The organism is Pirellulales bacterium (assembly GCA_035533075.1).
Taxonomy (GTDB): Bacteria; Planctomycetota; Planctomycetia; order Pirellulales; family JAICIG01; genus DASSFG01.
Genome location: DATLUO010000224.1, coordinates 1 through 20943, shown reverse-complemented (window position 1 = coordinate 20943; position 20943 = coordinate 1). Strand labels below are relative to the sequence as shown.

General features: G+C 62.5%; 24 protein-coding genes and 1 tRNA gene. 11 read left to right on the top strand and 14 right to left on the bottom strand.

All coding sequences use genetic code 11. From position 1 onward, the window contains the following. The 3 genes from VNH11_28710 to VNH11_28700 form a co-directional block, all read left to right on the top strand. Window positions 1-263 (top strand): hypothetical protein (locus VNH11_28710; GenBank protein HVA50370.1); only part of this gene is annotated, 263 nt, incomplete at its 5' end. Window positions 264-344: 81 nt separating this feature from the next. Then, window positions 345-893 (top strand): hypothetical protein, encoded by a 549-nt coding sequence (locus VNH11_28705; protein ID HVA50369.1) that lies wholly within the window; start codon window positions 345-347, stop codon window positions 891-893. 254 nt (window positions 894-1147) lie between these two features. Beyond that, window positions 1148-1408, top strand: a complete 261-nt coding sequence (locus tag VNH11_28700; GenBank protein ID HVA50368.1) for a hypothetical protein — start codon at window positions 1148-1150, stop codon at window positions 1406-1408. 154 nt (window positions 1409-1562) lie between these two features. Here the strand turns inward: VNH11_28700 and VNH11_28695 are convergent, their stop codons facing one another. The 4 genes from VNH11_28695 to VNH11_28680 form a co-directional block, all read right to left on the bottom strand. Beyond that, a complete protein-coding gene (locus VNH11_28695) occupies window positions 1563-1988 on the bottom strand; it encodes a hypothetical protein (protein ID HVA50367.1) in 426 nt (141 codons plus the stop codon). A 6-nt stretch (window positions 1989-1994) separates the two neighbouring features. Further along, a complete protein-coding gene (locus tag VNH11_28690; GenBank protein HVA50366.1) occupies window positions 1995-2354 on the bottom strand; it encodes a hypothetical protein in 360 nt (119 codons plus the stop codon). A gap of 268 nt (window positions 2355-2622) precedes the next feature. Next, window positions 2623-2934 (bottom strand): group II intron maturase-specific domain-containing protein, encoded by a 312-nt coding sequence (locus VNH11_28685; protein HVA50365.1) that lies wholly within the window; start codon window positions 2932-2934, stop codon window positions 2623-2625. A 417-nt stretch (window positions 2935-3351) separates the two neighbouring features. Beyond that, window positions 3352-3510: a hypothetical protein gene (locus tag VNH11_28680; GenBank protein ID HVA50364.1), complete on the bottom strand. Its 159-nt coding sequence runs from the start codon at window positions 3508-3510 to the stop codon at window positions 3352-3354. A gap of 1145 nt (window positions 3511-4655) precedes the next feature. On the opposite strand from VNH11_28680, the gene VNH11_28675 reads away from it, so the two are divergent. From VNH11_28675 to VNH11_28650, 6 genes are all read left to right on the top strand, one after another. Beyond that, window positions 4656-4728 (top strand) — tRNA-Gly (locus VNH11_28675). A gap of 90 nt (window positions 4729-4818) precedes the next feature. Beyond that, window positions 4819-6339, top strand: a complete 1521-nt coding sequence (tig, locus tag VNH11_28670; protein HVA50363.1) for a trigger factor — start codon at window positions 4819-4821, stop codon at window positions 6337-6339. Window positions 6340-6374: 35 nt separating this feature from the next. Continuing rightward, the gene (locus tag VNH11_28665) at window positions 6375-7004 is read left to right on the top strand and encodes an ATP-dependent Clp protease proteolytic subunit (protein HVA50362.1); all 630 of its coding nucleotides are present in this window, start codon (window positions 6375-6377) and stop codon (window positions 7002-7004) included. A 7-nt stretch (window positions 7005-7011) separates the two neighbouring features. Continuing rightward, window positions 7012-7611, top strand: coding sequence for an ATP-dependent Clp protease proteolytic subunit (locus VNH11_28660; GenBank protein HVA50361.1), 600 nt, complete (start codon window positions 7012-7014; stop codon window positions 7609-7611). A 215-nt stretch (window positions 7612-7826) separates the two neighbouring features. Next, window positions 7827-8837 carry a hypothetical protein gene (locus VNH11_28655; protein ID HVA50360.1) on the top strand — a complete coding sequence of 337 codons (1011 nt, stop codon included), beginning with the start codon at window positions 7827-7829 and terminating at the stop codon, window positions 8835-8837. A gap of 348 nt (window positions 8838-9185) precedes the next feature. Next, window positions 9186-9593 (top strand): response regulator, encoded by a 408-nt coding sequence (locus VNH11_28650; protein ID HVA50359.1) that lies wholly within the window; start codon window positions 9186-9188, stop codon window positions 9591-9593. Between the two features lie 75 nt (window positions 9594-9668). Here VNH11_28650 and VNH11_28645 read toward each other — a convergent pair whose 3' ends face one another. The 4 genes from VNH11_28645 to VNH11_28630 all read right to left on the bottom strand — a co-directional run bounded on the left by VNH11_28645 (window position 9669) and on the right by VNH11_28630 (window position 14363). Next, complete coding sequence (locus tag VNH11_28645) at window positions 9669-10331, bottom strand: VTT domain-containing protein (GenBank protein HVA50358.1); 663 nt, start codon at window positions 10329-10331, stop codon at window positions 9669-9671. A gap of 161 nt (window positions 10332-10492) precedes the next feature. Then, window positions 10493-11638, bottom strand: a complete 1146-nt coding sequence (gene nadA, locus VNH11_28640) for a quinolinate synthase NadA (GenBank protein HVA50357.1) — start codon at window positions 11636-11638, stop codon at window positions 10493-10495. A 233-nt stretch (window positions 11639-11871) separates the two neighbouring features. Beyond that, window positions 11872-13149 (bottom strand): CinA family nicotinamide mononucleotide deamidase-related protein, encoded by a 1278-nt coding sequence (locus VNH11_28635; protein ID HVA50356.1) that lies wholly within the window; start codon window positions 13147-13149, stop codon window positions 11872-11874. 8 nt (window positions 13150-13157) lie between these two features. Continuing rightward, window positions 13158-14363, bottom strand: coding sequence for a PQQ-binding-like beta-propeller repeat protein (locus VNH11_28630; GenBank protein ID HVA50355.1), 1206 nt, complete (start codon window positions 14361-14363; stop codon window positions 13158-13160). A 476-nt stretch (window positions 14364-14839) separates the two neighbouring features. On the opposite strand from VNH11_28630, the gene VNH11_28625 reads away from it, so the two are divergent. Further along, a complete protein-coding gene (locus tag VNH11_28625) occupies window positions 14840-15706 on the top strand; it encodes a fatty acid desaturase (GenBank protein HVA50354.1) in 867 nt (288 codons plus the stop codon). After that, complete coding sequence (locus VNH11_28620) at window positions 15706-16602, top strand: DUF58 domain-containing protein (protein ID HVA50353.1); 897 nt, start codon at window positions 15706-15708, stop codon at window positions 16600-16602. The genes VNH11_28625 and VNH11_28620 overlap by 1 nt, the downstream gene beginning before the upstream one ends. Window positions 16603-16737: 135 nt before the next feature. Here the strand turns inward: VNH11_28620 and VNH11_28615 are convergent, their stop codons facing one another. From VNH11_28615 to VNH11_28590, 6 genes are all read right to left on the bottom strand, one after another. Continuing rightward, window positions 16738-17742: a hypothetical protein gene (locus tag VNH11_28615; GenBank protein ID HVA50352.1), complete on the bottom strand. Its 1005-nt coding sequence runs from the start codon at window positions 17740-17742 to the stop codon at window positions 16738-16740. 57 nt (window positions 17743-17799) lie between these two features. Further along, window positions 17800-18060: a hypothetical protein gene (locus VNH11_28610; protein ID HVA50351.1), complete on the bottom strand. Its 261-nt coding sequence runs from the start codon at window positions 18058-18060 to the stop codon at window positions 17800-17802. Between the two features lie 127 nt (window positions 18061-18187). Continuing rightward, window positions 18188-18364, bottom strand: coding sequence for a hypothetical protein (locus VNH11_28605; protein ID HVA50350.1), 177 nt, complete (start codon window positions 18362-18364; stop codon window positions 18188-18190). Window positions 18365-18485: 121 nt separating this feature from the next. Continuing rightward, complete coding sequence (gene glgP, locus VNH11_28600; GenBank protein ID HVA50349.1) at window positions 18486-19541, bottom strand: alpha-glucan family phosphorylase; 1056 nt, start codon at window positions 19539-19541, stop codon at window positions 18486-18488. Window positions 19542-19712: 171 nt separating this feature from the next. Continuing rightward, entirely contained in the window at window positions 19713-20162 is a 450-nt protein-coding gene (locus VNH11_28595; protein HVA50348.1) for a hypothetical protein, read from the bottom strand. A gap of 165 nt (window positions 20163-20327) precedes the next feature. After that, window positions 20328-20540: a hypothetical protein gene (locus VNH11_28590; GenBank protein ID HVA50347.1), complete on the bottom strand. Its 213-nt coding sequence runs from the start codon at window positions 20538-20540 to the stop codon at window positions 20328-20330. Between the last annotated feature and the right edge of the window lie 403 nt (window positions 20541-20943).

Sequence of the window (20943 nt, the reverse complement as noted above, 5' to 3'; positions counted from 1 at the left end):
TTTCGCCTGGCCGCTCGGCTGGCTTGCCCGTTGCGTTGCTGAGGAGCGGGCGCGTCGAGCGTCGTACGGCCGACGCTTGCCGCGCCAAACTGACGCCGGAATCTGGATGTTCCGGCCCGCCGCGGCACCTGACCCCGAAAGAACTGATGCACGACCGACAAACCGAGCCTCCAACTCCGGCGCTCGACGCCGACCAGGTCGCCGCTGCGCGGCTGCCGGTCGCGGAATTGTGGCCAAAAAGCGATCGGGATACGCTTATTTAAGGACTAGCGAAGCGACGCAAGCGCGACACCCAGGTGGCGCCTCCTGACTGGACAGGTTCACTGCACCCTAAGGAGGCGTTCGTGTTCAGCCCCGATCTCCGGCGTCTGGCGGCCTTTCGAAACGGTTACGCACTCTGCCTTTGGAACACCGGCGCGGGCACGGGCAGCGCAGCGGGCAGCCCGGATCGGTCCGTACGAACGGAGTTCGTTGGATCCCGGATCGACGCGGCTTGTTTCCGTGCCGACGGCAAGGTGTTCGCCGTGGCGATGGCCACCATGTCGGAAATGCCCGGCGCCGACGGCAAGCCCAAATACACTTACTCGGACCCTCGGTTGCAACTAGTCGAGGTGCCCAGTGGCCAAGTGCTCAAGGAGTTTAAGCTATCCGACCGGCTGGCTGAAAACGGCGTCGCTTTCAGCCCGCGCGGCGACTTGCTGTGCTGTCACGTCCGGTCGACCGGTTTGGAACTGCGCGACGCGGAGACGGGCAACGTCCGCGGGCCGAGCGTGCCAATGAAGGTAACGTCCGCCGCTTTCAGTGGCGACGGCAAGCGGCTGTTCGTCGGCAGACCGGTCGGCACGGCGGAGCTTTGGGAACTCGACGCGCTGCTTTCTCCCGCCAAAAACTGAAGGCCGGCAAGTCGGGCGAGGCGCGGTTCTTCGAGCTGGCGTGCCCAGGGCATTCAGATCGGCCTCGTTCTGACGCCGCCCTTTGATGTCTTCCAGTCGAGCACCGTCGAACAACACGTTGTAGGCGAAGTTCATCACATGGTCGGAAGGATCGCCGCGGCGATTTGCACACCCTTCGTGCGGGGCTATCGAATGACGCGCCTGCCGTGCTATGCTGAAAGTAACTTAAATACTATGGCAACGCGGGACGCCCAATGCAAAAGATCAGCATGGACCAGCTTAGCGAGCCGGTGAGGCTCTTTCTCAGCCAAGTTCCAAAGACAGGCGGCGTGCTTGTCGAAGATGAGCGAGGCCGGGTCTGCTTCGGTGTCATTCCTTACCAAGAGGCGCCCGCATCGGAACAGCAAGCGGCCCGAGTCCGGCTGGCGACGCTTCAACAGCGCGTTGGCGAGCGATTGCAAGCCCAAGGCAAATCGCAGGAAGAACTCGACCGCCTCTTACAAGACGACGAATAAGCGATGGTGGTCGTCTTCGATTCCGACGTTCTTATTCCACTCATTCTACCCGCGAGCCGCTCAACTCAGATCCTCGATCGACTGCGTGAGGCGGGGCACCGCGTGGCGGCATCCCCTGCCATGCTGGATGAAGTCTCGGAAAAGCGGTAATGCGCTATTCGCCCGCAGCCTTAACCGGCGTTTTTCCCGTCTCCGTGGGCGCGGCAGCGCCTCCAGCGCTTTTTATGTCGCCGAACGACCTGCCATCGATGTGGGGCGAACAAACGCCGCCGATTCTCAGCGTGGTGCCCTCCAGGCTGATCGTCTCGATGTTGTTGGCCCAGAACAGTGGCGTCCCGCGGCATCCCTGTAGCGACACATACAATCTCAACATGTTGAACACCGAGTTCGTGTCCGTTCGCGATGGCGGATGACGCACTGGAAGCTTAAGACGCCGAGAAATTATTTCGATCAGTTCCTTGTCCACAACAGACAGCGCGTAGCGCGCCCCGCCGGGGTACGGGTCTGCCTGATAGTGCATTTCAAATCGTCCGGCTTCAACGGCGGCGCCGTTCACGTCTATCCTGATCATGTCTGCCATCGGTCCTCAAATCGCAATAAAGGGCGTAAGCAAAAGCTGCCGCTTGTGACTGGCAGCGACGACATCGATTTCAACGATTGAGTTCACTGCGATTCCCGTCGCGGTGCGAAATAGCGAGCCGACGTCTTCAATCTCGTCGATTACCGACACGAGCTTCGCCGCCGAATTGACGACGCTGCTCCGGACCGTGACGTAAACGTCGAGGTCGGACGTTGGTAACGGCCCGCGCCCCCGGAACGCTCCTCCAGCCCTTGATCCAAAGGCCTCCACGGATTCGATCGCGCGCTCCCCCTCGATCTCAATTCGTCGGATAGCGTGGCCCAGAGCCGCCGCATCTTCATTGGCGATCCCAATAAGTCGTTCCACGGCGTTTCAGGTCCATCAAAATGATGCGCGAGCCTGCCGCCGACGTCTCATTTTAATGATAGGCCCCCGCGTGGTGGGCAACAAGCGGATTCCCCACCGCACTGAAATCAGCAGACGTGGCACCATTGACAGGCATCCAGTTCTTCGCGAATGCCGCGTTGCCCGCGGCGCAGGAAAACTTGCTTTTCGGTCGGCGGGCCCTAATAATGCACCGATACGAACTTGACTTCGTCCCGACATCCATCGTCGGGCCGAGCTCGTCGGATGACTAACTAAAGAGTAGCTCGGTCTGGCCGGGAGACTCGTTGAGAAGTAAGAGCTGGACCAACCCCAATTCGTCATAGAGGTAGGTGTCGGGGTGGCGTGCGATGCCCCGACCCGGCCCTTTGTGCTTCTGGCACAACCACCGGCGGAGCCGGTTCTTCACGTAGCGGTCTACGTGACGATAGGCTGGACTAACCAGACCAAGCTTGAAGTAGTTCGCCCAGCCCCGCAACTTGCGGTTCAGGCGGCCTACCATCGTTGCTTCGTCCAGATGCCGAGTACGTTGGTTGGTGGCCTCGCCCACCGATTCGCACAGACGGCGAATCTTCTTGCGAGCCGGTCGCGTGCCAAGTTCAGCAGCTTGTGTACCGCTTGCACGGCGTCCAAGGCGCTGCGTTCGGCCCGATAAGCATATTGGGGTTCATCCGGATCCTGCGTACTTTTTCCGCAAATCGTTGGCGTCAGAGAGGATCGGACTTGGATTTTTTGAGGCATGGCTCCGATGTCCAAAGGGCAGCAAGAAAACGGCCTCCGGCGACGGCTGCCGCCAGAGGCCTGAAGCGCCTTTGGCGCATCGGAGGCCCGAATATCCCTTGTCAGGTTGCGTCCCCGCAGAGCCTGACTCCGTTTCTCCGGGCCAGCTCAGCCTACCGCGTATCGACGCTTTTCCGCAACTCCCTTTGGACATCGGAGTTATGCCTTAGAAAATCCATCCGTGGCGTACCCGCGGCTTTCAGGTACGCACTTTTCGGATGAACCCATATTGCTCGTCTTGCAGGTCCGCTTCGAAGATCGGTTCCAGCACGATCGACAGCGCCGTTTGCACGACGCGGTCTTTGATCGTCGGAATACCGAGCGGACGCTGCTTGCCGTCCGGTTTGGGAATGTACACGCGACGTACCGGCCGGGGCTGATACGTCTTTGTCCTGGACTCGGAAAAGGGGACTCGGAAAAGGGGATAAGTCCCATTATTTAATGGGTCTTATCTGGGACTAAACCTGATGCGGCAGTATTCGCCGCCCCGCGTCGACAACCTGGCCCCCTGGCCGGTGAAAAGTTGGTTGTTGTCAGTGGTCAGTGAAGGCTGCCAAGTGAGTTCGAAGGCTGCCAACGGTCGCAAACTCGGTGTTCATCGTGGGCTTTGTTTGGCGCGAGTTGGCCATCTTCGAAATACCCTGAAGGCGGCATCGTGGAAACGGCTAGCGACGCATTCCGTCGCGGAAGCGCAACATATTTGCCGACAAGGGTTTGCGACTTATCCGTTGGAGGGGTTTCATCCGTCATCCTGCTCACTTTGGCAGCGTGCTGCCAAAGTGCCCGCGGCCCGTTCGTCTCCGGCGACACGCGCCGAGGCGACACGCGTGTCGCATGAGCGCGGAGTAAACGGCTTTCCTCTCGCTCCAGCGAAAGGGCTACGGTCGGCACTTTGGCTGCGCGCAGCCAAAGTGCCTGCGGCCCGTTCGTCTGCGGCGGCACGCGCCGAGGCGACACGCGTGTCGCATGGCGCGGAGCAAACGGCTGGCTGGTGGTCGGCGGAATTTTTTTGGAATTCGCGGCCGGTGTCTCGCGTATTACTGGTAACGGCAAAAGGAAGACGGCCCGCGATCGCTTTTCCCATGCCGGCCGATCGGGCTTGCGCGCCTGACGTTTGATCTTTGGCAATTGGATTTGTGCCGGTCACAAGGCGGTTTTCGGGCCTCTGCGCTCGGAACCGCGGCCGATCGGCGCGCACCGCGTCGCCGTGGGGCGGCCTTCCCAGGCCGTCAGCAGCGACGAGCGCGGCAAACGACCAACGAACGATGATGTTCACTTGGCTCGCCGGCGGGATGGGGAACGCCTGTTCCTCACGGAGGCGATTGCGGCAACGGCCGGGAATCTTACTGAACCGGCGCACCGGCGAAAAGGGCAAACTGATTGCCCTTGCAAGCCGTTACCACCAATCTATAATCCTTTGGTTCGGACTCTCTTTGCGCCACCGCTGTCGGCGGTGCCGGGGGGAGTTGTTTGCCGTCGTCTTCTGCGAGGGAGGGCGGTCGAGCGGGTGTAGCTCAGTTGGTAGAGCGCCACCTTGCCAAGGTGGTTGTCGTGGGTTCGAATCCCATCACCCGCTCTTTTTGCATTTACTTGTGGTGCGGGCGTCCCGCCTGCTCGGCGGCAGGCGGGACGCCTGCACCACAAATTGCGGCTTATTGAGGCGTATATGGCACCTGACGAAGAACAACTCGGCTCGGCCGCCGTCGAAGAAAACACTTCCGGCGAAACCGCTTCCGGCGAGGGCGAAGAAAAACCCAAGCTGGAGCTCGAAGTCAAAATCGACTCGCGCAGCGCGTGCGAACGGCATGTCACCGTCACCATTCCGCGCAACGAGGTCGACCGCTATCTCGACCTGGCCTACAGCGACATGATGGATAAAGCGGTCGTGCCCGGCTTTCGCGCGGGCCGCGCTCCGCGCAAGCTGGTGCAACTCCGCTTTCGCAAAGAGGTCGGCGAGCAGGTGAAGGGCTCGCTGTTGATGGACAGCCTGGGGCAGATTTCCGAGAGCCACGAGTTGTCGCCCATCAGCGAGCCTGATTTCGACCCCACCGCGGTGGAAGTTCCGGAAACCGGTCCGCTGGTTTTCGAGTTCGATATCGAAGTGCGGCCGGAATTTGCCCTGCCGAACTGGAAGGGGCTGCAGATCGAGCGGCCGGTGCGCGAGTTCACTGCCAAGGACATCGAGCGCCAGATGAAGGAGCTGCTGGCCAAGCACGGCCGGCTGGTGCCGTTCGACGGACCGGCCGAAACGGGCGATTATCTGACGCTGAATATCGCCTTCAAGCACGGCGAAACGCTCATTTCGAGCGTCAGCGAAGAAGTGATCCTCATTCGGCCCACGTTGAGCTTCCGCGATGGAAAGGTCGAGGGTTTCGATCGGCTGATGCAAGGTGCGGTGGCGGGCGAAAAACGTGTCGGCCAGGCCAAGCTGGCGGTCGACGCTCCCAACCAAGAGTTGCAGGGCAAGACGATCACGGCCGAGTTCGAGGTGCTGGAAGTCAAGAAGCTGGAGTTGCCCGAACTGACCAAGACGTTCCTGGAACAGATCGGCGATTTCGGATCCGAAGCCGACTTGCGCGACGCGATCAAAGACATGCTCGAGCGGCGGCTGAAGTATGAGCAGCAGCAGCGTGCCCGGCAGCAGATTCTGGCGTCGCTGACCGAGGCGGCCAACTGGGACCTTCCACCCGGCCTGCTCAAGCGGCAATCGCAGCGCGAGATGGAACGAGCGCTTTTGGAACTCCGCAGCAGCGGATTCAGCGACAATGAGATCCGCTTGCACGAAAACGAGCTGCGGCAAAACAGCCGCGTCAATACCGCCCGCGCCCTGAAAGAACACTTCATCCTCGAACGCATCGCCGAGGAGGAGAAGATCGAAGAACAGCCGGAAGACTACGATATGGAGATCGCGCGCATCGCCCAGCAGAGCGGCGAGAGTCCGCGTCGCGTGCGGGCCCAGTTGGAAAAGCGCAACCTGATGGACACGCTCCGCAATCAGATTATCGAACGCAAGGCGATCGACCTGATTCTGGAGCACGCCATCATCAAAGAAGTGCCTTACGAGCTGGAGGGCGGCGAAGCCGTGGCGGTCGATCAAACGGCGGGCGGCGAAGAAGTCGAAATTCCCGAAGCCCACAACCCCGACATGCCCGGCGAAGCGCCGCACCGAGTCGATCAGCACAAGTAGCTGCGCAGCCACGGAAATCACCAAGACAAACCATCATGGACAGCCCTTATTGGCCCTCCCCGGCCGCTCCTCAAGCCAACTACCGCGACTACCAGCGACAGCGCCAGATGACTCTGGGCGACCTGCTGCTGGAGAACCGCATTATTCTGTTGCAAGGAGAGATCCACGACGGCAACGCCAACGAACTGGTAATGAAGCTGCTGTACTTGCAGAGCGAGAACCGCCGCAAGGACATCCACTTTTACATCAACTCGCCCGGCGGCAGTGTGACGGCGACCCTGGCGATCTACGACACGATGCAGATGTTGACGTGTCCGGTCGCCACCTACTGCGTCGGTCTGGCCGCCAGCGGCGCGGCCGTGCTGCTGGCCGGCGGCACGGCGGGCAAACGTTTCGCCCTGCCGCACGCCAAAATGATGATTCACCAGCCCTACGGGCAAGTGGGCGGGCAGGTTTCGGACATCGAGATTCAGGCCGACGAGATCTTCAAAACCCGCGAAGTCTTGAACGAAGTCCTCGCGCAGCACACCGGGCAGCCGATCGACCGCATTCGCAAGGACACCGACCGCGACTTCTACATGCACGCCCAAGCGGCCAAAGACTATCACCTCGTGGACGACATTTTGACTCGTCCGCCCGTCGCCCAGGAAGAAGACGAAAGCTGAAAACGCAATGACCTTGATTCCCTTCGTCATCGAGAAAAGCGGCCGCGAAGAGCGGGCTATGGATATCTATAGCCGGCTGTTGAAGGACCGTATCGTCTTTCTTGGTTCGGGCGTCAACGACGAGGTGGCCAACTCCATCGTCGCCCAATTGCTCTTTTTGCAATCGGAAGACCCCAAGACCGACATCCACCTGTATATCAATTCGCCGGGCGGCAGCGTCAGCGCGGGGCTGGCCATTTACGACACCATGCAGTTCGTGGCCTGCGACGTGGCCACTTACTGCATCGGCCAGGCGGCGTCGATGGGGGCGGTGTTGCTCACGGCCGGCACCTCCGGCAAGCGTCACGCCCTGCCCAATTCGCGGATCATGATCCACCAACCGCTGGCCGGCATGGAAGGCACCGCCGAAGAGATCATGATTCACGCCAAGGAATTCAAGAAGGTCAAGCAGAAGCTGAATGCGATTCTGCTCAAGCACACCGGCCATCCCCTGGAAAAGATCGAACAAGACACCGACCGCGATCGCTTCATGTCGGCCGACGAGGCACTCGACTACAAGTTGATCGACCGCGTGATCGAGCACATCGAAACGCCCAAAGCAACGTAGGGTGGGACCAGCGAGCTTGCGAGCGCCGGCCCACCAGGACCGCCGATGGTGGGCCGGCGCTCGCAAGCTCGCTGGTGCCACCCTACCAACAACACAGACCGGCCCGCTTCCCGCCACGGGCCGCGCCAAACCAAGTCGAATGGAATCCCAACCGTGCGAGCCGTCCTCCGCCGTTCCGGCCGGGCGACGGTGCATGAAGCTGCGCGAGGCCGAAAATGAAGCTACTTTTGCGGTGCGCCGTGGCCGCCTGTTTGGCGGTGGCCATTGGCTGTCGGTCGAATGTCGGAAAGGAACTGCTCGAACGCGAGAACCTGTCTCAGGAAAACGAGATCTACCAGCTCCAGGACCTGGTCGACGAGTACCAGACGCGGCTCGATTCCTGCCAGCGCGAAAATGAATCGCTGCTGGCCGAGCTGGGACGCTCTCGTACTTCGGGCAAACCGCCCGTCAGGCCCGCCGACGAACCGGCGCCTCCCGTGGTCGAGCCGGGCGCGGCCGTGCCTTATGAGGGTGCGCCCGTCATTGCCCCGCCGGATCCACTCGTGCCGGAAGGCGAGCACCTGGCAAAGAAGCGCAGCGGCCGGGCGAAAGCGGCATCCGTGCCCGGCGGCCGGCTGCGCAAGGCCTCGACCCGGCGCGGCCCCATCGACCAGGTGGTCATGCAGATTACGCTCAACCGCAAGCTGACGGGCGGGCACAACGTCGACGGCCATCCGGGCGACGAGGGGGTGATGCTCGTCATCGAGCCGCTGAACGCGGCCGGCGAGCTGGTGGAAGTGCCCGGCGAGGTCTCGGTCGTGATTCTCGACCCCGCCCTCGAAGGCGAAGCGGCCCGCATCGCCCGTTGGGACTTCAAGACCGAAGACGCCGCCGCTCATGTCAAGCGGACGCCGCTGGGCGACGGACTCCACTTCGATCTCCGCTGGCCGCATTCGCCGCCGACGCACCGCGTATTGAACCTCTATGTCCGCTATACCACGGCCGACGGTCGGCGTTTGCAGGTCGAGAAGCAGATCGAGGTCGATCCGCCCGCTGCCGCCGACGCGCCGGACGATCGCGTGACCAAGACCCCGCCGGAGCCGAACGTTGCCGATGGGCACGACGCGGAAACGGGGCCAAGTTTGCCGGGCACCGGGGCCAAGGCGGTAGAACCGGCCGACGACGAAGACCGGCAAACCGACGCCCAAAGCACGACCACGGGAAAGCACTGGACGCCCTTGCGCTAGGGACCCTTCATTCGTCGTTTGGTGCTCGCAAAGTTCGGTACGGTGGCTGGGGCCCCGGCGTGCCGGGAGCCGAGTGCGACCTGGCGATCAGGCAACGCGCGCCGCCGGCCAGCGAGGTCCCGGTGGTGGCGCTACCGGGGCATCGCCGCGACAGAGCGTCAGACGCAGTAGGGGTCAATCGCGCGGCTCTGCCCCAGCCACCGCGATTTGTCACCATGACCGCCGCACACGTGTAACGTCGCCGCCGAGCGCGCCGAAAATCGTTCGGCCAGACACTAGCAATCTCCGTCGCCGCCGGTATGATGGACTGCATCGATCACAGTCCCGGCGGAACACGGAGGACGCACCATGACGTCGGAGAATCAACGGCCGAAATCGCTGAATCACGTCCGCGTGCTGGTGGTCGAAGACCATCAAGACTCCGCCGAAATGCTTCGGCACACGCTGCATCGCTGGGGTTGCGACGCCCGTGTCTGTCAGACCGGTGCCGAGGCCCTGGACGAAGCGGCGGAATATCGCCCGCACGTGGCCCTGCTCGACTTGCACCTACCCGACATCGACGGCTGCGAAGTCGGCCGATGCCTGCGGCAGAAGCTGGGTTTCGACAACGTGGCGTTGGTGGCCATTAGCGGGTTTGCAGAGGCGGAAGACCGCCGTCGCTCGAGCGACGCGGGTTTCGATCTGCACCTGCTCAAGCCCGTGCGGCCCGACGTGCTGCACTCGCTCTTGTCGCGCGTCGAGCAGTTCGCCTGGTAGCGGCTGTCGGAGGATGGGCTTCCTAGCCCGTCAAGTCCGTGCGGTCACGGCCTGGGAAGGCCATCCACCTCCCGCCTATTGCACCAGGTAGCGGATGGCGAAAAAGCCGGCTACGAGCAGGCCAAACAGCGCCAGCGTGATCCACTCGAAGTGCCGCTCCAGCATCGTCTTGGCCCGTTCGCCGAAGAAAAACATCGCAGTCGCCACCAGAAAGAAGCGTCCGGAGCGGCCCAGCGCCGATGCCACGATGAGCGTCTCCAGCGACACCGTGCGGTGGCAAACGCCCGCGGTAATCGTGAAAACCTTGTAGGGGATCGGCGTGAAAGCCGCTGCCAGGATTGCCAAAAAAGCATTGTTGCCGTAAAGCTCTTCGACGTTCTCGAAATTCTGGTGCGAGAAACCGGGCACGTAATGGAAGAAAAAGTCGTCGACGCTCAACCAGAGCCAGCGGCCGATATACCAGCCTGCGATCCCACCCAGCACCGAAGCCACCGCGCTCACCGCGGCATAATAAAAAGCCCGTCGCGGCCTGGAGACCGAGAGGGCGATCTGCAAAACGTCAGGCGGAATTGGAAAAAATGAGCTTTCGGCGAACGAGAGCAACACCAATGCCGGCGTGCCATAAGGGGTTTCGGCCCAGCGCAATACCCAGTGGTAAAGCCGCCGGATGACATTCGGCCGCTTGCCGGCGGCCGGGCAGTCGTTGGTTTGTGCTTCACTGTGGTCCACGAGCGTCATTGTCGCAGTTTAGTCGGTATGGCTTTGCCTGCGATAGGGCAATCGTAGCCCGCTCACTCCGTGAGCGGAACGGCTTTCAAATCGCTCGAGGTCTCCCTTGCATTGTCTTCCACTGCCGCCACGCGCCCCTCCGCTTGCGGAGCAAGCGGGCTACTTGCGGGCTACGATAGCGCCAGCATCCGCTCCAGAGCCACCAGCGACCAGCGGGCGACTTCGTCGTCGACGTGAATCACGTTCACCGGCGTGCCAGCGGCGAGATTCTCCAGGCTCCAGCAAAGGTGCGCCAGGTCGATGCGGTACATCGTGGCACACATGCAGACCACCGGCGATAGGAAGTGTATCTCCTGTTCAGGATGCTCCTGCTTCAGCCGCTCCACCAGGTGCAGCTCCGTGCCGATGGCCCACTTTGTGCCGGCCGGGGCCGACTCGACGTCGCGAATGATCTTGCCCGTCGAGCCGTAAACATCGGCCTTGGCCACCACCTCACGGCTGCACTCCGGATGGACCAGAACTTGGATGCCGGGAAACTTGGCGCGGAACTGGTCGACGTGCTCGGGTCGAAACATGGCGTGAACGCTGCAATGTCCCTGCCATAGCAGCACCTTGCTGCTCCGCAACGCCTCGTCGCTGTTGCCGCCCCGCTGGTCGGCGTGCGGATTCCAGACAGCCATTTCGTCCAGCGGAATGCCCATCGCAAAGGCCGTGTTACGGCCGAGATGCTGGTCGGGAAAGAACAGCACCCGCCGCGTCCGCTGAAAGGCCCATTTGAGCACGGCGGCCGCATTGCTCGACGTGCAAACGATGCCCCCGTGCCGTCCGCAGAACGCCTTCAGACTGGCCGCCGAGTTGATGTAGGTGACCGGCGTGATGTCCGCGGTGTCGAGCACCTCGCCCAGTTCGTCCCAGCAGGCTTCGACCTGCTCGATCATGGCCATATCGGCCATCGAGCAGCCGGCCGCCAGGTCGGGCAACACCACCGTGACGCGCTGGCCGCGGCGGGCCGCCAGCTTCTCCGGCCGGTTGGCCAGGATGTCGGCCGTTTCGGCCATAAAATGGACGCCGCAGAAAGCGATTGCCCGGCAGTCGCTGCTCTCCGCCGCCATCTTGCTGAGCTGGTAGCTGTCGCCACGCAGATCGGACATGGCGATGACCTCGTCCTGCTGATAGTGGTGCCCCAGAATCAGCAGCCGGGGGCCCATTTCCGCCCGGACCGCGGTGATGCGGCGTTGGAGGGTCTCGTTGTCAAGCGACTTGTAGTCGGCGAGTTGAAAAGCGCCGGCCTGCGGCCGGGCGGTCAAAGTCGGCATGGAAAGGAAAGCGTGAGTAGGGAAAAGCCTCTACGTCAGTATATACGCTGCGTCACTCGGGTGTCGAAACTAAGCCTGGTGGCTGGGGCAGGGCCAGATCGCGGCTGCCCTTCAAGAGCGCGGCGGCCAAGCGATGCCCCGGTGACGTCCAACCGGGGCATCGCTTGGCCGCCAAGATGAACGAAGTGCCAGCCTCCACTGGGCCAAGCTCTGCCCTAGCCACCGCCAATGCCTCATGCTCGGCCGCCTAATGTATCGCTTCCGCCTTGAAGCAGCCGCAATCGCAACAAGTTCAATGCCTGCTTGCCGGCCCTGGCCTTCAAAATCGCCGGATGGGCGGCGAACGGCGAGGACCGCACCATTACGCCATCCGCTGACGCCAAGGCGAAGTAATACAGCGGCGGGTCGCTCGTCTGGGCGTCGAAAACAGGGAACTTTCCGACCGCCAGGCCGTAATCGGCGTCGAACTGCTGCCGGCAAGCCGAGGCCAGAGCCGCCGTTACTTCGCCGCTGATCTCGCCGTGCTGTTTGATCGTCCTCTCCACGGTCGGGAATAAGCGGCCCACCGCCTCAGCGCTGCCCACGGTCAAACCGCCGCGAAAGACCGCGTCGGCGGCGGCAACGTCGCCCAGCCACTGAGCCACCAGGCCGGCCGTGCCCCACTCCACCGTGGCCAGCGTTTCGCCGCCCTCGGCCAACAGCCGCACGACGGCGTGTTCCAACTCGTCGTCTCCGTAGCCGAAAACCAGCGTGCCAAGACACTGGTGAATCGTGGCCTCCGTCGGTGCGGTCGCCGCCAGGCACTCCTCCGGCGTGCAGCCGCCCGCCGTGATCCTCAAGGTGATGGTCGCCGCACTGACCGTGATGCCCACCGACGGCACGCGTCCCCGGCGTATCAGATCGGGCAACATCTGCTCCAGGTCGCTCTCGCCGACTCCGAAACACTTGATCCGCCGGTGGCGAATCATCTGCCGCCCCGCGCCTTGCTCGATCAGTCGCGGCACCACGCCGGCCTGCCACATTTCCTTCATTTCGGCGGGCACGCCGGGCAAGGCGAACACGCGCGACGGGCGGCCCGCCGGCGGCGGCACGGTGACTTCGATCCCCGGCGCCGTCCCGTGAGCGTTCGGAATCGCGCGGCTGCCGAGCGGAAACATGGCCTGCACCACGTTGCGTTCGGGCATGTCTCGTTTTCGATGAGCGAACAGCGCACGGATCTGTTCCAGCGACGCCGCGTCGAGCTCCAGTGGCACCCCCAACATGCCGGCCAGCGCCTCGCGCGTCAAATCGTCGGCCGTCGGGCCGAGGCCGCCCGTCGCCACCACAATGTCGGCCCGTCGAACGGCCTGGCGAAACACTTCGATGTTGGCTTCCAGGTCGTCGACCACCGTCGTGTGATACCGCACCACAACGCCCAGTTCACCGAGCCGCTGGCTGAGCCACTGGCTGTTGGTATCGAGCCGTTCGCCGCTGGCCAGCTCGTCGCCGATGGAGATGACTTCGGCAATCATGTCCGACACTACTTTCCCTCGATGCGATACAAGTGCGTGTCGCTGCGCAGGAAGATCGCTTTGCCCGAAACGGCCAAGGAGGCCAGCGTCTCGCCGTCGATTTGATTGGCCGCCAACTCGGTGTAGTCGGTCGTCGGTGCAATCACCGTGGTCAGGCCCGACTCGTTGGTGATGTAAATCCTGCCGTCGGCCAGCAAGGGCGAGGCCGAATAGTTGCCGGGCAATCGCTTCTGCCAATGCTTCTCGCCGCTCTTGGCGTCGAGGCAGCTCGCGATTCCCTTATCGCTGACGAGAAACAACGCGTCGTCCACGACCAGCGGCGAGGGATTCAGCGGCGCGCCGTGTTGCAGCTTCCAGACGACGTGCGTGTCGGTCACGTCGCCGTGGCCATCGGGCCGCACCGCATAGAGCCAGGGCGTGTCGTAGCCGCTGGCCAGAAACAGAAGCCCTTGGCCAAAGACCGGCCGCGGCACCTCCGAATAGCCGTCGTACCGCACCCGCCAGATTTCCTGGCCGGTGTCGGGCACGTAGGCGATGGCCTGATCGCCGCCGGTGCTGATGAGCTGGTCCTCGCCGTCGACCGTGATGACCAAGGGAGTCGAATACGCCATGCGTCCTTTGCGGTCGCTTTTCCACCGCAGCTTGCCCGATTGCTTGTCGAGCGCCGCCACATATTGCACGTCGGTGCCATCGCAGCTCACGATCAGCAGATCGCCGTACAGCACGGGTGAGCCGGCCGGGCCATGACGGTGCTCATACTTCAATTCGTTCGTTCGCCAGACCACGTCGCCGCGGGTCGTCAGGCAGGCGGTTCCCAGATCGCCGAAGTGGACATAGACGCGATCGCCCTCCAACACGGCGGTGGGCGAAGCAAAACTGTTCTTGGAGTGAACCGTGCCGGGATTCTCGGCATGGAACACCTCGATGTCGTGGACCAACTTCCCGCTCGCTTCGTCGAGACAAACCGCGTGCAGCGAATGGCCTTGATCCAGGCCCGTGGTCAGCCATATCTGACCGTTGCCGATGACGGGCGACGACCACCCTCGGCCGGCAACGGGGACTTTCCAGGCAATGTTTTCGGTTTCGCTCCACGACGTCGCCAGGCCGCGCTGTGGAGCATGACCTTGGCCGTCGGGTCCGCGAAACTGCGGCCACTCGGCTCCAGCGGCCGCATCGAAGGACAGCGTCAGTAAGATCGTCGCTACGAGTTTCACAATAGTCTCGGTTGAAAATTGTAGGGTGGGACCCGCGAGCTTGCGAGCGCCGGCCCACCATGTGCAAGGCGTCAGGCATCAGGCATCAGACATCAGACACGATGGGTTGCCCCTTTCCTGACGCCTGAAGCCTGAAACCTGAGACCTCTTACGGCTGAATAAACCGTCAGCTTAGCTGTTGGCGACATGGTTTTACAGAGGTTTTACATTGCCGCGACGGGCTGGTGACACTCGATGGCCGATCTTCTCTTAGAATTCCAGTGTTGCCCTTGTCGTGGCAACGAACGATTCATCCACGGAGATTCATGGTGACACAGCCGCGAGATTTAGTGACGACCGAACCACAGGCGATTTATGTTGACGCCACGGAGCTCGGATCCCCTTCTGCTTCTTCCACCGCCCTGGTCGCCCCGAAGCGTCGGCGCCGTAAGCATCGTAAAGCGGCCGGCAAACGATCGGCCCAAGCGGCCCGCGCCGTGGCGTCCGTCGAAAGCCCCTGGAACAACGGCATTGACTGGCCGGTGGTCATCTGGATCGCGGTGGTCCACCTGGGCGTTCTGGCCGCGCCCTTCTACTTCACCTGGAAAGCGGTGGCGCTCATGGCCGTGCTGCACTGGCTGACGGGTGGCATCGGCGTGTGCCTGGGCTATCACCGCCAGCTTACGCACGGAAGTTTCTCTACGTATCGGCCCGTCCGCTTCTTGCTGGCGCTGTTGGGCGGCCTGTCGGGCGAAGGCTCCGCGGTGACCTGGGTAGCCAATCACCGCAAACACCACGTCTTCAGCGATCAGGAAGGCGACCCGCATTCGCCGCGCGAGGGCGGCCTGTGGAGCCACATGCTGTGGTTCATGCCGAACTTCGGCAAGAAATACGAGGAAGAACTGACCCGGCGCTACGCCCCCGACCTGGTGAAAGAACGCAGCCTCCAATGGCTGCACAAAATGTTCCTCCCCTCGCACGTGCTGATGACCGCGTTGTTGCTGGCCGTCGGCTGGCTGGGCTGGGACTGGTATACCGGCCTGTCGTTCGTGGTTTGGGGCATGTTCGTGCGGCTGGTGGGCGTGTTGCACGTCACCTGGTTCGTGAATTCCGCCAGCCATATTTGGGGCTACCGCAACTACGAGACGACCGACGACAGCCGCAACCTGTGGTGGGTCGGGCTGCTGGCCTACGGTGAAGGCTGGCACAACAATCATCACGCTTTTCAGCGGATGGCCCGTCACGGCCACAAATGGTGGGAGATCGACGTCACCTACTGGACCATCTTGGCGATGGAGAAACTGGGCCTGGCCTGGGACGTGGTCCACGACGTGCCGGCCCGCAAGAAGTTGCCGGCGCACTGATGAACACCGCCGAGAAATACCTCAAGCCGGAAGTCATCCGACAGATCAGCCGGCTCGACCTGCGCGCGCAGTTCATCGTGAAGGGGTTTTTGCAGGGCCTGCACGCCAGTCCGTTCCACGGCTTCTCGGTCGAATTCAGCGAGCACCGCAAGTACACCGTCGGCGACAACCCGCAAGACATCGACTGGCTCGTGTTTGCCAAGACCGACAAGTATTACGTCAAGAAGTTCGAGGCCGAGACGAACATCACCGGCTACCTGGTGATGGACCTCAGCCGCTCGATGGCCTACACCTATCGCCAGGAGCTGACCAAGTTCGACTACGCCATCTGCCTGGCCGCGGCGCTCTGCTACCTGATGGTCCACCAGCAAGACCCGGTGGGGCTGATCACCTTCGACGAACGGATTCGCGACAGCCTGCCGCCGCGGTCGAAACGCGCGCAGCTGGGCAACGTGCTGTCGCTGTTGGCCAAGTTGAAGCCGTCCGGAAAAACCGAGATCGCCAAGAGCCTCGTGCAGATCGCCGCCATGCTCAAGCACCGTAGCCTGGTGATGCTCTTCACCGACCTGCTGGCCGAGCCCGATCCCATCTTGCGGGCGTTGCGGCGCTTGCGGCACGGCGGGCACGACGTGATTTTGTTTCACGTGCTCGACGAGGCCGAAGTCCATTTCCCCTTCGACGGCATCGTCGAGTTCGAAGAGCCCGAAAGCGAAGAGAAGCTGCAAGTCGACGCCGGCGGCTTCCGCCGCGACTACCTGGCCGAGGTGCAAGGCTTTTGCGACATGTATCGCCGCGAGTGCTTCAAGAGCGGCATCGACTACGTCGGGATCGACACCAGCATGCAGTTCGACAAGGCGCTGGTGGAATATCTGGTGAGCCGGCGGGGACGGGGGTAGGCGAACGCCAGTCGTTCTAAATGATTCCGACGTTTTGCTCTCGCCAAGACGCAAAGGTTCCGCGCTTGGCGCCTTTGCGTGAGAATTCAGGCCGCTCGAGCTGGCGGTGGTTGCTGGAGCGAGATCGAGTTCACCCTATTTCGTGCCCATGCTCCAATAGATCACCATCGGATACCAAACCCCCGGTTTTTCCGTCTCGATGTCGACCCTTACGGAAATCGTGCCACCGGCTTGCACTTTGATCGACGGATGCGCCCCGAGATTGCGTTGCTCCCACACCTTGGCCAACGTCATCGCACGCTCGCCATTGGTTGGAATGTATGTGACATCGAGCGTCTGTCGATCGCGAGGTCTTAGGCACCAAGTGAGCCCATTGATCGCGTCTGGCTGCATCGTGGGCGGAACGTGCCGCACTGACCAAGCAGGACTCGCGCGATCGACGTAGTTCCACTCCGGCAACTCCGCCGGCAGTGCCCGTTTGGCAGGGGCCTTCTGCGTTAGTCGCTTGAGCACTTCCGCCAGAAACTCGTCACTTGTGCCGCAAAGCAGCAAATCGGTCGCCGGCAGAGCGATAAACTGACCTTGCCAAGGTTTTTGTTTGTAGAGCGACTCCATCTGTGTCCGGTCCGGGAAGACAAAGACCTCCGTTCCCGCGATGCTTCTCACCTGCCTTGCGCGGCGCCGCATCGCGGCGACGAGCGACTGGCCCGCGTCGGGGAGCGGATCCTTGAATTGAGCCACACTGCATCCTTGATACCGCAACGATCCGAACGCGCTTACAACCTCAAATTCCCTGCCTCCATTGATGGCGACCGAGACCTCGCGGCCGACGAGTTGATCGGCGCCGGCATTGTCCTCCAACGATGGCAGGTCGCCCAGCGACAAGCGTTGGATTGAGTCCCACGGTTGATCTCGCGTTGCGTCGATCTTCCATGCGTCAAGCTTGAACGATTGCGCGACGACGATTGTCTCCGTGTTCTCAGGAAACCAACCAAGGATTCGATCCAACGGTGCCGGGAGATCGGCTTTTGCGCCGTCGGCGCCGTGAGCGGTCGGAGAGAGTGACACCATCACGGCGCTGACCGACAGAACGGTAACAGCGAGCCGATTGAGGAACCAGTGGAAATCGAAAGCATTCATGGCATCATTCACCGCAGATCGTTCGACGCGCTTCCAGCGGCCGAGATGGAAATCAGCTCAATCCCCGAAACGCTCCCGCACCCACGGATGGAACGCGAGGATCCACTGCGATTCATCGGCGGCCAGCTTGGGATCGAGGAAGGGCTCCAGTTCCTTGACGCGGAGCATCGGCAAATTCAGGCTCATTTCGATCTCCCGGTAGTTGCCGTCCGACTGTAGCGAGAACCCTTTAGTGCCCCGTTTCGCCAGCGCCAAATCTCCGGCACGCCAAGCGCCGAGTAGATGCGCATGCGTTTGACGTGCGTCGACAGCATCCATGATAGCACAGATTCGCCCGTCACGTGATCTGTTCGACAAGTTCCAAATTGAGCCCCAGCGCGCCCGCCACACGCTGCAAATCTGAAAGCCGCACGTCGTTGCCCTGCTCGATGTCGCGAATCGTCGACTAAATCACAATGATGTAGCGGCCGTCAAGTGTATGCCCGAAAACGCACGGCCGACCGCTGCTGCGGCTGAACCCCTCTGAGTCGTAGTCGCCGAGCACGTGGTCGACGTCATCGGTTGTCAAATCGTGTTCTTCGACATGCTCGACATTGCCGCCGGGCGTATCGTCCCAGATCACCCGGATCTATCTCTTCATGCATCTTTTATTTATTTCGCAACAGCCAATCCAGGGTTATCGTAACGTACCTTGTGGCTGCTAGCCAGCGGCCATTCCGCGATAAGCGCGGCGCGAAGCGCCATCATTTTGCCGGCCAAAGACCGTGGTTTACGACTACCGCAGATCGCTCGACACGCCGCCCGCCGCCGGCACGTAACACTTGGTCACGTAGTCGGTCACCATGCGGTTGGCGTTGAACCGCCAGCCGAGTGTGCGAATTGCACGCTTCATGCGCTTGATCCACTCGCGCGGCAGGCCGTCGCGGTCGCGAGTGAAGTAGCAGCGCCACTTCGTCGCACAACACCCGAAATAGCGACTCGCCGTCGCGGCGGTCGCAGGCCTGCGTGTCGACCTGCGTGTAGCCCTCGCCGATGGCGAAGCCGTTGTCGCCCTCGTAGGCCTCGGCCCACCAGCCGTCGAGAATGGAGAGGTTCAGGCCGCCGTTGAGCACCACCTTTTGACCGCTGGTGCCCGACGCCTCCAGCGGCCGGCGCGGATTGTTGAGCCAGACGTCGACGCCTTGCACGAAGTGCCGGCAGGTGTTGATGTCGTAGTCTTCCACAAACACCAGCCGGCCGGCGAACCGCGGGTCGCGCGTCAGCCGGGCGATGCGCTGCAAAACCTGCTTGCCCGGCTGGTCGTGCGGATGGGACTTGCCGGCAAACACGAACTGCACCGGCGTGCGGGCGTTCGAGGCCAACTCGGCGGTCCGCTCGATGTCGGCGAACAACAGATCGGCCCGCTTGTAGGTCGCAAACCGCCGGGCGAAACCGACCGTCAAGGCGTCCATGCTCAGCGAACGATTGAGCAGAGCAACGTGCGCGGCCGGCTCGCCGCGCCGCCGCGCCTCGCGCGACGCCCGGCGACGAACAAAGTCGATCAGCCGCGACTTGAGCGTCTGGTGCGTCTCCCACATGAGATAAACCGAACAGACGTCGGCGCCGGAGCGCTGGCAGACGTGACTCACCAACTGGGTCAGCCCTTCGGCTGGCGACGAGCGTCGTGAGAGGCGAGCGGCGAGTTCATCCAAATCCGTCGGGCGTGGCCGGCCTTCGGCGGCGGTGAGCAAAATATCCATTGCGTTTTCGTGGGGCAAGCGGTGCGGGGCAGGGATGGCCGTGGCCAATCGCTTGACCACGGCACAAACCGGTCCAGCTAAGGCAGCTTGCGTGCCGTTGCCATTCGGGCGGGAAAATCGCGCGCAAATGAGCAAAGAGTTGGCAGCGTGTGCCCTAGTTTAGGGCACCTTCCGGCTAAAGCCATGAGGAGTTTGTTGTCGGTGCCGCACGGGCACCACGATGAGTTAGTGTCACGTGAAGCAAGCGGCGGGCTCACGAAGAATCTCGACCAGATGCCGCTCGCCTGTCTGATACTTGGCGAGCACGGCCCGCAGATCTCCGTTGCCCAGCGTGCCCGTCGTGGCGAAGAGCTGCACCTGCGCCGTTTTGTCGATGATGACCGTCGTGGGAAACTCGCTGGCACGAAACGCCTTGGCCACGGCCTGGCCGTAAGGCGTGGCGACATCGACCCGGCAAAGCTTGTATCGCGCCAACAACCGATGGGTGGCCTGCCGGTCGTCGAGGCCGACTGCATCGAAGTGTACGGCGCGTTGGGCCGGTTGGTCGAGAACCACCAACAATGGCATCTGTGCGCGTCGCGCGGCTTGCAGCGCCGCGCCGTAGTCGTTCATCCATTCGGGCGGCTCAGCGGAGCCGGCCAGCATCACCAGACTCAATGCCCAACTCAAAGCAACGTTCATCCGTTGACTCCTTTTCGTTCCTTGGGACCCGCCTGGGCCAAATGGCAGGCGGGCTATCACGCTCGCTCCGTGAGCCGCGTCGGCTCCGGCAGGTTCCGGGGAGCGAGTCAGGGTGTGATGCTATGGGGGCCCCGCGTGGGACACAAGGGGCTGGATCGGGGGGCTTCAGACAGCCAGCCACTGGCCCGCGTCGTCGGCCGCCGCTGGCCGCCATCGCCGGCGAAGACGCGCTGCCAGCCCCCAAAAACGCCGCGTTTTTTCGAAGACGCGCAACTCGCGACCGAAGACGCGCAACTCGCCACGGACCACGGACCACGGACAACAGACCAAATTTCCAAACATGCCGAGGTGCCAGAGGCGGATGGCGGTGTCGGCCATGATCTTGACCCCGCGGAGGCACGCCCGCCGCGAAAAGGCGTAGTTCGATTCGGCCCTACCCACCCGCGCGCTTCGCTCAAAAACCGGTCAGAGCTAGCCCCACCATTGGCCAACTGACAGATTCTGTCAGTTGATCGGGCGTTCCCCGACCCGCCGGCAAGCCAAGCGAAGATCGGCCGGCATGGCTAAAGTGCTCGCTGGCCGTTTTCCGTTTGCCGTTACCAGTAATACGCGCAACACCGGCCGCGAATTCCAAAAAAGTTCCGCCGACCACGGGCCTGCCGTTCATCCTCCGCGCCCATGCGACACGCGTGTCGCATTGGCACGCGCTGCCGGCGACTCACGGGCCGCACGCACTTTGGCCGCGCGCGGCCAAAGTGCCGACCGTAGCCCTTTCGCTCCG

What these genes read in the sequence shown, in the direction of transcription:
- VNH11_28700 (HVA50368.1), top strand. Translation starts at nt 1,148, where the DNA reads ATGCAAAAGATCAGCATGGACCAGCTTAGCGAGCCGGTGAGGCTCTTT.
- VNH11_28695 (HVA50367.1), bottom strand. Translation starts at nt 1,988, where the DNA reads ATGGCAGACATGATCAGGATAGACGTGAACGGCGCCGCCGTTGAAGCC.
- tig (HVA50363.1), top strand. Translation starts at nt 4,819, where the DNA reads ATGGCACCTGACGAAGAACAACTCGGCTCGGCCGCCGTCGAAGAAAAC.
- VNH11_28665 (HVA50362.1), top strand. Translation starts at nt 6,375, where the DNA reads ATGGACAGCCCTTATTGGCCCTCCCCGGCCGCTCCTCAAGCCAACTAC.
- VNH11_28660 (HVA50361.1), top strand. Translation starts at nt 7,012, where the DNA reads ATGACCTTGATTCCCTTCGTCATCGAGAAAAGCGGCCGCGAAGAGCGG.
- VNH11_28655 (HVA50360.1), top strand. Translation starts at nt 7,827, where the DNA reads ATGAAGCTACTTTTGCGGTGCGCCGTGGCCGCCTGTTTGGCGGTGGCC.
- VNH11_28650 (HVA50359.1), top strand. Translation starts at nt 9,186, where the DNA reads ATGACGTCGGAGAATCAACGGCCGAAATCGCTGAATCACGTCCGCGTG.
- VNH11_28645 (HVA50358.1), bottom strand. Translation starts at nt 10,331, where the DNA reads ATGACGCTCGTGGACCACAGTGAAGCACAAACCAACGACTGCCCGGCC.
- nadA (HVA50357.1), bottom strand. Translation starts at nt 11,638, where the DNA reads ATGCCGACTTTGACCGCCCGGCCGCAGGCCGGCGCTTTTCAACTCGCC.
- VNH11_28635 (HVA50356.1), bottom strand. Translation starts at nt 13,149, where the DNA reads ATGATTGCCGAAGTCATCTCCATCGGCGACGAGCTGGCCAGCGGCGAA.
- VNH11_28620 (HVA50353.1), top strand. Translation starts at nt 15,706, where the DNA reads ATGAACACCGCCGAGAAATACCTCAAGCCGGAAGTCATCCGACAGATC.
- VNH11_28615 (HVA50352.1), bottom strand. Translation starts at nt 17,742, where the DNA reads ATGAATGCTTTCGATTTCCACTGGTTCCTCAATCGGCTCGCTGTTACC.
- VNH11_28610 (HVA50351.1), bottom strand. Translation starts at nt 18,060, where the DNA reads ATGGATGCTGTCGACGCACGTCAAACGCATGCGCATCTACTCGGCGCT.
- VNH11_28595 (HVA50348.1), bottom strand. Translation starts at nt 20,162, where the DNA reads ATGAACGTTGCTTTGAGTTGGGCATTGAGTCTGGTGATGCTGGCCGGC.
- VNH11_28590 (HVA50347.1), bottom strand. Translation starts at nt 20,540, where the DNA reads ATGGCCGACACCGCCATCCGCCTCTGGCACCTCGGCATGTTTGGAAAT.